Source organism: Pseudomonas corni, from assembly GCF_057128765.1.
In genome coordinates, this window is the sequence record NZ_JBSKHW010000007.1 from 180,589 (window position 1) to 194,880 (window position 14,292).

14 protein-coding genes are annotated in these 14,292 nt (G+C 55.4%); 3 read left to right on the top strand and 11 right to left on the bottom strand.

All coding sequences use genetic code 11. From position 1 onward, the window contains the following. Window position 1: 1 nt before the first annotated feature. The 6 genes from ACWKV9_RS13285 to ACWKV9_RS13310 form a co-directional block, all read right to left on the bottom strand. Window positions 2–1,333, bottom strand: coding sequence for an FAD-dependent oxidoreductase (locus ACWKV9_RS13285; RefSeq protein ID WP_483836574.1), 1,332 nt, complete (start codon window positions 1,331–1,333; stop codon window positions 2–4). Next, window positions 1,330–2,475, bottom strand: a complete 1,146-nt coding sequence (locus tag ACWKV9_RS13290) for an acyl-CoA dehydrogenase (RefSeq protein WP_483836575.1) — start codon at window positions 2,473–2,475, stop codon at window positions 1,330–1,332. The genes ACWKV9_RS13285 and ACWKV9_RS13290 overlap by 4 nt, the downstream gene beginning before the upstream one ends. Window positions 2,476–2,535: 60 nt before the next feature. Further along, entirely contained in the window at window positions 2,536–3,084 is a 549-nt protein-coding gene (locus tag ACWKV9_RS13295; protein ID WP_483836576.1) for an OsmC family protein, read from the bottom strand. Between the two features lie 245 nt (window positions 3,085–3,329). Then, window positions 3,330–4,922: a sigma-54 interaction domain-containing protein gene (locus ACWKV9_RS13300; protein ID WP_483836577.1), complete on the bottom strand. Its 1,593-nt coding sequence runs from the start codon at window positions 4,920–4,922 to the stop codon at window positions 3,330–3,332. Window positions 4,923–5,223: 301 nt separating this feature from the next. Beyond that, entirely contained in the window at window positions 5,224–5,763 is a 540-nt protein-coding gene (locus ACWKV9_RS13305) for a carbonic anhydrase (protein ID WP_483836578.1), read from the bottom strand. Between the two features lie 28 nt (window positions 5,764–5,791). Then, window positions 5,792–6,535 carry an SDR family NAD(P)-dependent oxidoreductase gene (locus ACWKV9_RS13310; protein WP_483836579.1) on the bottom strand — a complete coding sequence of 248 codons (744 nt, stop codon included), beginning with the start codon at window positions 6,533–6,535 and terminating at the stop codon, window positions 5,792–5,794. A gap of 335 nt (window positions 6,536–6,870) precedes the next feature. Between ACWKV9_RS13310 and ACWKV9_RS13315 the strand changes: the two genes are divergently transcribed. Together ACWKV9_RS13315 and ACWKV9_RS13320 are read left to right on the top strand one after the other, a co-directional pair. Further along, a complete protein-coding gene (locus ACWKV9_RS13315; RefSeq protein WP_483836649.1) occupies window positions 6,871–7,743 on the top strand; it encodes a LysR family transcriptional regulator in 873 nt (290 codons plus the stop codon). Window positions 7,744–7,864: 121 nt separating this feature from the next. Then, entirely contained in the window at window positions 7,865–8,830 is a 966-nt protein-coding gene (locus ACWKV9_RS13320) for a GlxA family transcriptional regulator (RefSeq protein ID WP_483836580.1), read from the top strand. A gap of 85 nt (window positions 8,831–8,915) precedes the next feature. Here ACWKV9_RS13320 and ACWKV9_RS13325 read toward each other — a convergent pair whose 3' ends face one another. From ACWKV9_RS13325 to ACWKV9_RS13340, 4 genes are all read right to left on the bottom strand, one after another. Further along, window positions 8,916–9,755 carry a class I SAM-dependent methyltransferase gene (locus ACWKV9_RS13325; RefSeq protein WP_483836581.1) on the bottom strand — a complete coding sequence of 280 codons (840 nt, stop codon included), beginning with the start codon at window positions 9,753–9,755 and terminating at the stop codon, window positions 8,916–8,918. 54 nt (window positions 9,756–9,809) lie between these two features. Then, window positions 9,810–10,316, bottom strand: a complete 507-nt coding sequence (locus ACWKV9_RS13330) for a hypothetical protein (RefSeq protein ID WP_483836582.1) — start codon at window positions 10,314–10,316, stop codon at window positions 9,810–9,812. 33 nt (window positions 10,317–10,349) lie between these two features. Beyond that, on the bottom strand, window positions 10,350–10,898 hold the full coding sequence (locus ACWKV9_RS13335; protein ID WP_483836583.1) for a carbonic anhydrase: 549 nt from the start codon (window positions 10,896–10,898) through the stop codon (window positions 10,350–10,352). 517 nt (window positions 10,899–11,415) lie between these two features. Then, window positions 11,416–12,237 carry a helix-turn-helix domain-containing protein gene (locus ACWKV9_RS13340; protein ID WP_483836584.1) on the bottom strand — a complete coding sequence of 274 codons (822 nt, stop codon included), beginning with the start codon at window positions 12,235–12,237 and terminating at the stop codon, window positions 11,416–11,418. 140 nt (window positions 12,238–12,377) lie between these two features. Here ACWKV9_RS13340 and ACWKV9_RS13345 point away from each other — a divergent pair, with 140 nt between their 5' ends. After that, window positions 12,378–13,106, top strand: a complete 729-nt coding sequence (locus tag ACWKV9_RS13345) for a cysteine hydrolase family protein (protein WP_483836585.1) — start codon at window positions 12,378–12,380, stop codon at window positions 13,104–13,106. A gap of 113 nt (window positions 13,107–13,219) precedes the next feature. Here the strand turns inward: ACWKV9_RS13345 and ACWKV9_RS13350 are convergent, their stop codons facing one another. Next, complete coding sequence (locus tag ACWKV9_RS13350; RefSeq protein WP_483836586.1) at window positions 13,220–14,152, bottom strand: GlxA family transcriptional regulator; 933 nt, start codon at window positions 14,150–14,152, stop codon at window positions 13,220–13,222. Between the last annotated feature and the right edge of the window lie 140 nt (window positions 14,153–14,292).

Sequence of the window (14,292 nt, forward strand, 5' to 3'; positions counted from 1 at the left end):
GTCAGGCCGCAGCCTGTCCAACCTGCAATGTAGAGGCCATGAGGCCATCGAGGTCCTGCTCCATCCGAAGATGCCCCTCCCCTTGTTCGACGACACGCCAAGTGCCGGCCGCTGATGGCAGCCCGCGCAACACAATAGGCAGCGACCTGGTTTTCAAACGAATGACCGGCTGCACATGGACGTAGCCTTCGTGTGCCTTACCGAGCAACGCATGAGCTATCACGTTAGCCTGCAACGAGATCGGCTCGACGAATCGGCACGGCATGCCCGCAAGGCTGATGCAATCGCCCAAGGCGTGAATGTCAGGGTCGCTGGTCATCAACGTGGCTGGATCGACCTGAATGCCTCGATCGAATGCCAGTCCGGCGTTGCGGGCCAATCGGCCATCGGTAATCAGGCCGGTAGCAGCGACTACTTGATCGAACTCCAATTGCCGGCCGCATTCGGTTGCCAGGGTCTTTACGCCGTTGGAAACGCCCTTAATTCCTGCGACCTGCACGCTACCAACGAATGCGATGCCGAGACGCTGCTGGCTGCTCAGCAAAAGCTCTGCGGCCAGGTCAGGCAACAGGCCGGTCAGTGGCAGAGGATTGCGATCAATCAAGGTGACACTGTGTCCGGCCCGGGCGAAATCCTCGGCCAGTTCACAGCCGACCATCCCTGCGCCGACGATGGCGATACGTTGCGGGCCCTGGCTCAAACGATCTTGCAATCCCGACCATTCGTTGAGGTTGTTGACGCGCCAGCACAAGCCTGGCGGCAACGCAGCGGGCAGAGCCGGGCGAGCGCCCTGAGCCAATACCAACCTGGTGTAATTGAGGGTGCCACGGGTGGTGCGCAGCTGATGCAACGCGGGGGTCAGCCCTACCACCGACGTCTCGGCGTACAACCGCACGCCTAGGCGTGCGGCAGCATCTTTCGCGGTTTCACGCACCAGTGAATGCGCGGTTTGTCCGCGACTGACCGCCAGCGACAATTCAGGTTTGTGGTAGCGGTTTCCGTTGCAGGCGCTGACCAGAGTAATAGGCACCAAGCCGTCCAGTTCACGAATGGCCTCGACCATCGCCCAGCCTGACAGACCGCCGCCGACCACGACAATCCCGGTGCCGCGATGGGCGCTCGGCACGTGGCTCACCGCCTCGACATCACGTTTGATGAACAACTCGAAATCGGTCTTGGTCACCCCGCAAAGCGGACATTCCCAATCATCCGGAATGTCTTCAAAACGGGTGCCCGGCGGCAGGCCGCTGTCTGGATCACCCAGCTCTTCGTCGTAGATCAAGCCGCACGCTCGGCAAATGAATTGCAGCCAGGGTTTGGTCAGCGCGCTCATGCTGGCATCTCCTCTTTCATCAATCGCGCCATTTCCCAACGCAGGTGTTTGATGGCGGGCGTCACGATGGCAACGAAGTGCGCCTCACGGATCCTGCGCTGTGGAGCGGCACTCATCCGATAGCCACGAGCGCCTTGGTGCAGTAACGCCGATTGCGATGCCTTGAGTGCCAGTTCGGCGCCCTGCACCCTTGCATCGAGGACGTCGAGCAAGTAGTCCTTACTGGTTTCGTACGGGGTTCGGCACAGCTTCAGAACCCGGCTATTCAGATCGTCGAGTTCAAACTGCAACTCGTCCGGGCCGTTGTGCAGGAACTGATTCACGTGGCCAAGCGTCGACTCGACTTCACGTATCGAGTCGATGCTGCCTTGTGTGACGCCGGTGGCCATCCCCGACTGAAGCAGGATGAAAGCGGCACGAATGCGTTGAATAAAAGGTCGCGCAGGGTCGGCAATCAAGTTGTCCTGCGCGACAAAAAAATCGACCAGGCGGATACCAAAAGTGCTGGTGCCTTCCATGCCGGAAAACTCAGGGCAGGTCTTGAGTTCGACACGCTCATCGATGTCGAGCATGAACATGATCTCGTGAGAGATCGAACCGTCATCTCGCTCCACACCCGCTATAGCGCCGCAGTATTGCCCACGGTTGATGTGACTGACCCAGGGCAACGCGCCATTGACCACATATCCCCCGGCAACTTTGCGGGCCCGAAGAATGAGTGTCTCAATACCTGCCAAGGCCTTCATCGGATTGGAGAGCGCTGTACCGCCGAACGTCAGGCCTTCGGTATGTGCCTCCAGGCGGCCAAGAAGCGCGGTGTTGTCCGACTGATCCATGTACAGGCCACACACGTCATGGCACCACATCAAAAAACCAGTCGAGCCGCAGCTGCGACTGGCCTCGTGCATGCTGCCAATGGCGACATCGAAGCGATTGCCTTGCTGCTTCAGATGCGCCGCAAACGCGCCTGCCTGTGCGAGGGTTGCCATGATATCCAGCGGGTAATGACCTTCATCGATCCGGTGTGCCGCCTGCGCCAGCGGGCCGGTCGCAATGCGACTTACTTCGCTAAGCACTTGGGCGTCGTCGCTCCAGTCTGCGGTGCGTCCCGCAGCGGCGAAAGCAACAGCAATGTTGTTCATGGCAACTCCTCCCTCAGTGGTGTACGTCAGCTGTGGTGCGCTTGATCCAATAGCCGTCGATCACTCAGCCAGGCTGATGCTGAACGGAATCGGATTGCGCAAGGTGTTGGCCATTGGCGAGGCGAAGTTCGCCAGGCGGACAATTTCATCGAGCGTTTCGCGGGAAGCATCGCCTTCCACCAGCACTTTCACGCGGATGTCCTGGAAGCCCATTTCCAGCGGCTGTTTTTCCGCACCACCGGCACCCCACGCGGAGGGGTTGCCGATGTCTCCTTCCAGAAACACTTCGAGTTTGCTGAGTTTGACGTTCATCCAGGTGGCGACAGCGGTGATGCCTACGGCGAGGCAACCGCCGAGGCCGGACAAGATGATTTCGCCAGGCGCCGGCGCCGTGTTTTCGCCGAACAGGTGCAGCGGCTCATCGACCACGACTGGAGTGTGATCGCCCACGTAGCTCAGGGTGCGGAACATGCCTTGGGTGACGGTGTGGACTTTGTTGGTGCCACGCATCTGAGGGTTGTTGCGGCCCTTCTCGGCGAATCCTTCCAGGCCTGCACGGTCGATTGGCTTCAGGTAGGTGGTGACAGTGTGGGCGATTGCAGTGGACATGTTTGATCTCCATTGGACTTGAGCAGTGAGCCTGCTTAAAACGCAGTGCTCTTTCGCCAATGGACTATCGCAACGGATGTGCCAATTTGAATCGATGAGATAGAGATAATTTATTAGTTAATAAAATCATATGGTTGCGCAAGCATATTTATTCGTAACCAGCCTGCGGTCATAGTATTCGTCGCGGTGTGGCGTCTGAAACAATGTCGACAATGTAAACAATGTCGACATTCTGAGAGCCACACTTAATCCCCTAAGGCGATCTTCTTCCATCGATAATTGAACTGGCGAGCGGTCATTCCCAGCATCTGAGCGGCGCGGGATTTATTCCCTCCACATCGCTGCACAGCTTGCCGAAGCTGTTCAAGTGAATGAGAGCTGGCCGCTACGTAGGGCCGTACAAGATCGTGGTTGAATGAAGAGTCCGATGGGGTAGAAACGACAGTAGGGATAGTTGCCTCGTGGACGATAGGCAGAAAACGCTCGATGTCTGAACTGTCCAGCACTGGCTGGTCAGCCAAGAGCACCATACGTTCGATAAGGTTCGACAACTCTCGTATGTTTCCGGGCCAGCTGTGTTGTTGCAGACGTTCCATCGCAGAGGCGTCGAAACTGACATTGCGCTGGTTCGCCTGATTGATTCGGTTCAGAAACTGTAATGCCAACGCTGGAATATCGCTGCGGCGGCTTGCCAGCGTCGGCAAATGAATCGGGATGACGTTCAAGCGGTAGTACAGATCCTGACGAAATAACCCTTGGCTCACTTCGATGGCAAGATCCCGGTTCGTGGCAGCCACCAGTCGAACGTCAACTTTCAATTCACGCTTGCCGCCTAACCGGGTGATCGTTCCCTCCTGCAAAGTACGCAGTAGCTTGGTCTGCATAGACAGCGGTAACTCGCCAATCTCATCGAGGAATATCCTCCCGCCGTCTGCTTGCTCGAACCACCCTGCTCTCGCACTGTTCGCACCCGTGAAAGCACCTCGCTCGTATCCAAATAGCTCAGACTCAAACAGCGTGTCCGGGATTGCAGCACAGTTGATCTTGATAAAAGGTTTGTCTTGTCTTGGACTCGCCAGATGCAGCGCCCGTGCGAACAGCTCTTTACCTGTGCCGGACTCTCCCAGGAGGAGAACACTCGCGGTGGAATTTGAAACTCGCTCAAGTTCCGATATGGCTTGGAGCAGCTGTGGCGAAGTGCCCACAATTCCGTAATTGTTGGTACGAGTTTCTAGCGCGCGCGCCAGCTGCTGATTACGTAACTCCAGCGCTTGGGTCTTCTCTCTGACGTAGGTCCTCAGGTGCAGGATCTGCCCCGCCATGGTTGCCAGGATTCGCAGAATACTGAGGTCGTCCGTCAGCGGTCGTGCACGCATGCGAATGCGGTGAGTTGCCAATACACCAATTACCTTCTGCCCGATCATGATCGGCAGCGCGATGAACGAAACCGGGCCCGCAGGGAGCTTGGACCGCTCGACAACTCGGCCTAGAAAGGATGGTTCCTTGTCGATGTCCTGCACGATGATCAATTGACCGCGCGCCAATACTCTTCCCGTGATCCCTTCTTCAGGTGCGTAAACGCCGCGCTTGATTTCTTCACGCGTCAGGCCATACGCATAACGAATGTTTGCGACTTTCGAACTTTCGTCGAACAAGACGATACGCCCCCGGTTCAACCCCAGCAGCTCGGACAGTAAATGCAGCATCTCATTGAGTACGTTATCGGATGTGAGATCTTTCCCCATGAGGCCGGTGACCTGCTGCAATAGCAGCATTTCCTGAGACCGCCAGAATGCCGGTGTCGCTTCGAAATCCTGGTCGGCATTCGCGCTGTCCAATCGTTGTCTCCTCTTCAGACACTATCCTGTAGATCATCCATGGCGTCGTTTCAACGCTGCTGCAAATAGAGTCAGCATTCATTGTAGTATTGCTCAGCGCGGATCAATCCCTACGTCACCAGCTCCAATCGGGCGCCAGTTGCACAACCTCTGTGTATGCTGGTGCCGGTATTGCAATTATCAGCCTTCCTCAAATTTCATAAACGAAAGCATCATTGGTGCCAGAAAGCGCGGCACGTTCTCATAAAGTGCAAAAAACCTCCGCTCTCGTCGAGCGGAGGAATCTGTCTAGTAGTCGTGTTTACTCTGGTATCAACAGACTCGTAGGAACTACAGTTTTGATAAGACCTGTCGCCATGTCGTAAACGAGACCTGTCACTGTAAACCCTGCGCAGACGTCCGGATTAGCGCGCAGCGCCATCACATCGATCGCTACGGCTTCATATGGATCATTGATCGCCAATGCATCCAGATCTTCGGTCGGCACTCCCAGGTATTTTGCCAACAACCCTGGATCATTGTGGAAGCAGCCTTTGATACCGCATTCAGTATGCTGCAATACGACCAGGTTCCAGCCTTGCCCTAACTCTGAACCACCCAAACGCGAAACCGTGCGAAGTACGGCCAGCGTCTCAAACAGGGCTGGATTCACGCGACCACCAACGTTGCGGATGATCGCGGCCTCACCAGGCTCCAACTTAAGCACATCCATCGGATCGACCCGAGGGTCGACACAAGCGATGATCATCGTCTTGCGCAAAGGAATGATTTTCAGATCAGCTGAATATCCGTCCTTTGCGAACTTTGCATTGCGCTGAGTCAGCGTCTCGATAAAGTTCATAATTACCTCGATCGTCAGTAGCTAGAGATCAAGCGCGTTTTGGCAGACGGGTCAGCATCATTGCTTGAATCTTCTGAGGATCAGCAGTGAAGGCCTGATGGATGCCGCGGGACTGGCCACCTGCGACGACTTCGTCGTTGGTCCCAGCTTCCAGCGCGTCCAACGTGTCGGTCACAACTTCAACCGGGCTGAGGCGTGGTTCTGGCAGCTTGGCGCCCATGGCGGTGTCAGTCTGAACAGCGAGAACACCGATGACCTGAGTACCCTGTGCACCCAGCTCGGCACGAATGCTGCGATTGAGCGAAAGGCCAGCTGCTTTCGATGCGGCGTAGGTGCCTGCCATCGGGAGACTGATCAAGGACAGCATCGACAGCATGTTGATAATGCCGCCACCGGTTTTAGCAAGGATTGGTGCGAAAGTACGAGTCAGGGCCAATGGACCGAAGTAGTTCACTTCCATCTCAGTGCGCGCGTCGTCCATGGTTGGTGCGCAGATCGCACCGTCGAACGCGGCGAAGCCAGCGTTGTTGATCAAAAGAGTCACGTCAGTGGCGACAGTAGCGGCAGCAGCTACCTGATACGGATCGGTGACATCCAAAGGCAGGGGAACCAGACGGCTATCACCACTTTTCAGCAAGTCAGCGAGAGCGGCGGTATCACGAGCAGCAACGTAGATTTTTGCAGCGCCACGCTTAAGCAGCTCTTCGACGAACGTACGGCCGATACCACGGTTGGCGCCGGTAACCAGTACTACAGAGTTTTCGATTTTCATGGGGTATTCCTCAAGGAGATTAGAAATTGATATCTGCTAGGAGAAGCGGCTGCCTCGCCTTCGATGGATCAAATATCTGCCCTTTCAAATACACCCGGTAGTCGTCGAAACCGTCTAAGATTTATAACAGATCTGCATAGGCGCTTGGCATAGCTTCCTTCTCTCCTGTCAAAAACTGGTTAGGCCTCCAAAAGGCGGCTTCTCGCGAACGGCCGGCAAGGTTTTCAGAAATCCAACACGCTTACTAAAGGCGCTACTGCGCTTGGTTACGTAGGTTGGTTCTCTTCCCATAACGAGGCTGGACGATGGCGCTTAAGGACTTTGTGGCGTTGAGGATGTATACCCGAGTAGCTCGGCTTGGGAGCTTCTCCGCCGCCGCTCGAGAAAGTGGAATAGCTCAGTCTCAGGTGTCGCGAATGGTTGCCGAGCTTGAAGCGAACCTTGGCACTCGCTTGCTTTCTCGAACGACAAGAGCCGTGGTTCCAACTGAAGCAGGGATGGAGTTCCTTGCTCGGATGGAGCCCATTCTTGCAGCGGTGGACGATGCTGAGAACAGCGTTCGGGAAAGTGGGGAGCTGCGTGGCCAGCTGCGGGTCGGGATGCCTGCGACCATGGGTATACGTGTAATCATCCCGAGGCTGTCAGCGTTTACGCAACGCCACCCTGAGCTTCGTCTAGAACTGCTGCTCGAAGATCAGTCGCAGGACATGGTGAAAGAGGCTGTGGACGTAGGAATTCGCGTCGGTCCGCTTCCTGATCTGGCGGGTACCGCGAGACAGATCGGAACAATGCGGCGTGTAATAGTCGCTGCACCTTCATATCTGGCAAGACACAACACGCCTACACAACCAGATGACCTTGTGCATCACCGTATCGTCGGCGGACCGGCCAGTGCCCAGATCTCTTCTTGGCAATTTGAGCGTGAGGGGAAGAAGACCTCCATTAATGTCTCGCCTCAGATATCTACCAATAACACTGCCGGGGCGCTCGCCGCCGCGGCCGGTGGCCTTGGGATCACCTCAACCACATCTTGGGCCTGCCATGCAGAGCTTGGGAATGGAGCGCTGGTGCAACTGCTGCCTGACTGGGAGATGGCACTACTGCCGGTTCATGCTTACTTCCCTATGGGACGTGCGACGCGAATGGCGGCACGTGTATTTGTAGACTTCATCGCATCAGTTCTGGAAAGCGGATCAGGGACTTGTTAGCCAGGCGGTCGGCCAGCATCAGTTCCGCCAAAACTGCATCCGTGAGCCACTAGAATTTCCTCCGGCAACCACCGTGCTCTAGTGGACCCGATTCGCCTACCCACAGAAGGGACCAACGTTTATGCAGCTGACTATTCTTGCCATTGAGGGCGTTTTCGACACAGGCCTGACGGTCTTCCTCGACGCCTTTTCCGCAGCTAACGATCTAGGGGCGGTTCTGTTGGAGACAGCTCCTCATTTTGACGTGAGCATCGTCGGAGTCAGGGATACGGTCCGAACAGCGTGTGGACTCGAAGTGCCAGTGGGCCCAATAGATCCGGCATCCAGACCTGAGTGGGTGCTGATTCCAGCGCTTAACACTCGGATGCCAGAGCCACTGGCTATCGCGCTCAGTCGTGACGACATGGTCGATGCAAAGGCCCAGCTACTAGCGTGGCACGCTTCAGGCGCGGGCATCGCCGCCTCGTGCATTGGTACGTTTCTGCTTGCAGAAACAGGACTTCTCGATAATCAGGAGGCAACCACGAGTTGGTGGCTCGGCCCTTTCTTCCGACAACGCTATCCAAGCATCCATCTGGACGAATCCCGAATGTTGGTTGCCAACGGTAGGGTCGCCACTGCAGGAGCGGCGATGGGACATCTGGATCTTGCGCTGTGGATTATCAGAAAATCCAGTCCCGAACTCGCGGCCCTCGTTGCCCGCTACATGCTGGCGGACTACCGGTCCCTACAGGCTCCTTACATCATCCCTGAACATATGGCTCACGCGGATCCGCTGATGGAGCAGTTCGAGCGCTGGGCGAGGGACCACCTTAAAGAAGGGTTTTCGCTGCAAGCAGTTGCCAGCGCGCTCGCAACGACACCGAGAACGCTTCAGCGCCGCACAGAGTCGGTACTGGGTAAGTCGCCACTTGCGTTCTTTCAGGACATGCGCATCGAGCGGGCGCAACACTTACTACGCACGACAAGCATGGATCTGGAAGCAATCGCGTCAGAAGTCGGCTACGTGGATGGCGCGACACTACGTACGCTGCTACGAAAACATCTAGGCCGAGGAATTCGAGAGCTGAGAGCCGATCTACGTTGATGCATACACCTATCTAGCAAATCCTCAGCCCTAAGAGACAGCATTGATGCCGTATCTCGTATAAGAAGGGCTGATCGGCATTCCATCACTCGCGTACGGCAGTTGCCATGACGAGTCGCACCTTCTGCTGTCTGAGATTTTGGGCAAAGTTCTCAGACATCAAGTCAAAGCGCTCGCCCATTACCAGCTTCAGGCTTGGGCCTTGATTACCGCGCTGCATTGCCGGCAACTGAACGTTGGTGAACCAATCGATTATTTCCTGCGTCACGTCCTTCCAGACCTCAAGCTTCAGGCCAGCGGCGCTCATCGCTGCACGCGTTTCATCCTCAGTGAGAAGCACGCTGTTCTGGACCTGCTCAGCCCAAGGCAGGGGGTACAACGGCATTGCCTTGTCGTCGGCGGCCAGCACATCGAAGAACCCAAATTTGCCATTTGGCTTAAGCACGCGGTAAAACTCGCTGTATACCTTTGCCCGATCATGGATATTCATCAAAACATGCTGTGTGTAGGCAACGTCAAAACGTTCGTCTTCGAATGGCAGGCTCAATAGATTCCCGACTTCGTATCGAACCGTCTCGGTCAAGCCTGTCCGCTCAGCAAGGAGCCTGGCGACCGCTACAAATGAAGCAGTCAGATCAACCCCCGTGACGACGCAGCCTTTTTGTTGCGCGACATAACGAGAGGGCCCACCTAATCCTGACCCAGCGTCCAGAACCTGCATGCCAGCTTTCAATTCGAACAGGTCGATAAAATCAGCCGTAGTTTTAAGCCCTCCGCTGTGAAACTGGTCAAACCCGGCAAGTTGCTCAGGGGTTATGGGCGCGTCGCCGAACGCCTGGAGTAAACCTCTAACCTGCCCGACGAGATCGAATTCGGTCGAGCTGCCCTCATAGTGCTCGCGAGCAACTTCGGATTTATCAGTCATAACGTTTCCTCCGTATAGCAACGAGTGAAGTGCGCCCGTGGCATTAGCCTGCTATCAGTGATTTGGTTGATCAAGCAACAGGGCCAATGGAGACAGTGGGCCGACCGGGATAAACTCAAAGGACATGAGGCCAGCCTTGTCCAGCGGCATTTTGGCAAACATATCGCGTGCCTCTGCGACGTCGGTTAAGTTGAGCACAAACACCACACCGCTCTGGTCGTTGCGCACGTTCCACTGCTCAATCTTGCCAGCCAGGCTCAGCTTGACCGTTTCGCGAACTTCTTCTGGCAGGACTGCCGCAACTGCCTCGGGGGTGGCCTTCGGCGTCAATGAGCCAATCGCAATGATCTTGGTGGTCGGTACTTTTGGAAGCTGCTGTGCTGCAAAAGCATGACTGCCAACAGCAAACGTTAGGGATGACACTACGGCCAGAACTGCGTTGCGCAAAGATGGCGTACGGAAATGGAAGAGCGTTTTGATGTTCATTTTCTTGGCCTTGGCGGGATGAATGAACTTGATCTTTCGCAGATCAAGCTCAGGACGGTTCAGGTAATTCAGCATCGATTCGTCGAGTGCGAAGCAAAGCGCCTCGTCTCAAGTGTTCGCTTCGGGGCGAAGCTGGGATGGGGGCACGACTGTCTTAACCAGCCCTGTAGCGACGTCATAAACCATCCCCGTCACAGTGAAAGTAGCAGGCAGTTGCTGGTTGGCCTTGAGCGCTGCGACGTCAATCGCGACGGCTGCATAGGGATCGGCAATTGCCAGATTGTCTAATTCGGCCAAAGTCACGCCGAGGTTTTTCGCTAGCAGCTCCGGGGAGTGATGGAGGCAAGGTGTGATGCCGCAATCCGTATGATGCAGCACGATGAGATTCCAGCCAGGGCCCACCTCTTTCCCCTGGGCATTGGCCACGGCACGCACGATCGCCATGTTTTGAAGCGCGGCTGGATTGACCCGACCGCCGACGTTCCGGATAACTGCCGCCTCACCATGTTTCAACCCCAATACATCAGCAGGATCGACCCTCGGGTCAACGCAACCGATTACGACAGTCTTCATTGAAGGCATCATTTTAAGCCCGGCATTAAAATCACCGTCTGCAAAGCTCTTGTTTCGTTGCACCAAGTCATCAATTACGTTCATAAAATTGTCTCTCAGTGGGCAGTGCAGTGACCGAAGGGGCTGCGCCTGCTTGCAAAAATGGAATTTGCTTACGGGATGGATTATGGATGGCATCTAATCCATCGCCTACCGTGGGAAACGACAGAATTGGAATGGATTACGTCAAACTGACTTGGAGTCAGGTGACTTAGGGAGAGGTAGGAGGCAGATGAGCCCTAGGAGGTGGGGCGGCGGCTGAGAGATCAAGCGCATTGCAATCACCGCGGCAGAGTTCCCTCTTCGGTCGAACTCTGCTCTGAGGGAGACTCTACTAACCTCGGCGTTGCAGTTCAGGATGTTTCGCCCGGTGATAGCCAGCGACGCTTTCACCCTGAGCCATGAAGCTATTGAGGCTGCCATGTCGAACTTCCCTTCTTTATTCGTCGTGCAGGCCACGTGAAGGTCTTGAAATACCCTATTCTGCTTTTGTTTGTGGAGAACCCACCGTTTACAAAATCTTCATGCGTGTTTTCAAACTGATACCCCGGGCCTCAGCTCCCTAGTCATGTCGCTTCAACCATTCCCCTGGCGGTAAGCCCATCTCGTGAACAAACGCCCGCGTTAGGGCGGCCTGCGAGCTGTAGCCTACGGACGCCGCGACGATCTTTAGCTTCACGCCCTGCTTCATCAAATCCCGCGCCAATTTTAGACGCCAGGCTGCGAGATAAGCGATTGGCGATACCCCCACCACTTTGAGAAATTTCGCAGAAAATTTAGAGCGCGACATGCAAGCCAGGTCCGCCAGTTGCTTAACGCTCCAGTCCTGCTCAGGCTTGAGATGAATTTCGCTAATGGCCTTTCCGAGGTGTGGATCAAGGATGGCGGACAGCCCACCTCTAGCAATCATCCCTTCGCCGATGGCCCGTCGCACTAGCACAATCAGGATGTACTCGAAGAGAACACTCAGCCCTTTGCGGTGCCCTGCCCCCCGCCCCCTATATTCTGCTAGCAGCGCCTCTATCACTGGCACCACCGGATCAATATCTTCGAATGGGAAAACCAGGGTGTCGGTCACCCCGAGAGGGAATGACCGTCCCATGCTCACGCCGAATTCGAAGGTGGCACAAATGATATCCGCCCCCATCTCCGTAGTGGGCTCCAGCTTGTAACGGCAGGTGCTTGGACAAAGCAGAACGGTGGGGCCATCAAGCACGATACGTGGATGACCGGGACGGATTAGGTCTAGCCCGCCTTTCTCGACAATGTGCACGAATGCAGTGCCATCGGGCTTATTGATGTCCAGAGTGTCGTAGACCTTGCCGGCGTAAAACAGCCGGCCAGTCATCTGGATGCGGTCAAAAAACTCGGATAAGGCGTCCATTGAGTCACTCAGGCAAAGAAGTAGGACGCCGGGGAAAAACCAGGACGGCGCAAAGGGGGAAGATAGCCCTACTTGCAGGCCACTCCGGCGCCGTGTCGACAGCGCCCGCAAGAGGTTATTCCAATCTGAGGAGCCTCACAATGAGCACTGAATCACGCAAAACCGGTAGCACAAACCCCAAGTATCAAGATCCTGAAAACGGCGCTCTGCCGAGCACAGGGTTCCAGCTGGACCTTTCACGCGCAGCGCTGGTCATCATCGATCCGCAAGTAGACTTTCTGAGTGAAAAAGGTGTGACTTGGCCGTTTGTAGGTAACAGCGTCACTGAGAACGGTGTGGTCGATCACCTTGGCCAACTGTTCGAGGCGGCGAAGAAAGCCGGGATTGAAGTCGCCGTTTCTCCGCACTACTACTATCCGTGTGATCACGAATGGGAGCATGGTGGTCCGCTTGAAAAAATGATGCATGACATTGGCATGTTTGACCGAAGCTCGCCGCTGGATCTGACTGGTTTCGATGGCTCTGGCGCCGACTTCATGCCGCAGTTCAAGCCTTACATTCTTGACGGTAAAACCATCATTTGTTCACCACACAAGGTGTATGGCCCCCAAACTAATGATCTGACATTACAGCTGCGCAAGAAAGGCGTTTCTCAGGTGATCCTCGCCGGTATGGCAGCGAACCTGTGCGTCGAGTCACACCTGCGCGACCTGGTCGAACAAGGTTTCGAAGTGGTTGTGGTTCGCGACGCCACCGCAGCGCCGCAAATCCCTGAGGGTGACGGTTACCATGCAGCGCTGATCAACTATCGCTTCATTGCCAACGCGTTGTGGACAACCGACCAAGTAGTGAAAAAACTGGGTCAGTAACAGCCATCAAAGCGTTATCTTTTTCGTTTGAAATGGGTGCGCCACGCGATTTGTTGGCGATACTCGACCGTTGAAAGCTCGCCCTGCACCAAAAGCGCAGGGCGTTTCGGCGTTCAGCTTCGCGAGGCTCTTCGAAATGCCTGAGGTGGCTGGCCGGTGATTCTGATGAAAGCACGCCGCATGCGCTCCTGATCTCCGAAACCAATTTCGTTGGAGACAACGTCGATCGTATGATTGCCTGTTTCCATCATTAAGCGTGCTGACTCCACGCGGAGCCGCTCGACAGCTTTCGCTGGACTCTCACCTGTCTCAGCCTGAAAAACGCGGCTGAACTGTCTTGGACTCATGTTCGCAACATTGGCCAGGTTGTCGACAGAGAGATCAGTCTTGAGGTGCTGGCGGGCGAAAGTCAGAGCCTCTTGGATCCGGTCCGTTTTGGCATCAAGGTCATTCATCACCGAGAACTGCGACTGTCCCCCTGCCCGTCTGTGGTAAACCACCAAATGCTTTGACACTTTTCGAGCCAACTCACGACCCAGATCGTTTTCCACCAATGCGAGGGAAAGGTCGACGCATGCACTCATCCCTGCCGCGGTCCAGATCGGACCGTCGTTGATAAAAATACGATCTGAATCCACTCGTAGACCGGGGTACGTTTCCTGCAAATTTTTCGCATGATCCCAATGCGTCGTCACTCTCCGACCATCGAGTAACCCTGCTTGCGCTAAAGCCGCAGAGCCAGTGCAGATAGAACACACACGCCTGGTGACCGGACTGGAGTGGATGAGATAATCGATTAAGCCAGTGGAGGCCGGTCTAACTACGTTATCGCCAAGAACAAGCAGCGTGTCAAAGCGACGATCATCGAATGCTTCGGTCTCCACACAGAATCCGGCGGAGGTCTGGATCATCCCACCTCGATCCGAAAGCAGCGTGATTCCATACACAGACTCATCTGCAAATAGATTCGCTACCTCGAATGTCGCGGACATGGAGAGGCCGAGTACCTGGAAACCAGGGTAAAGGATCATTCCTACATTCAGCATGACGGCAACACCTGGCTGCAAGGGAGGGGTTATATGACATACGGGTCTTTTATGTCGTTTGTACTCTAATCTTAAATCCAAAGCACATAAAGGCCGACCATCTTACATACCTCTACCTATACCCCACCTGGTGGTATGCA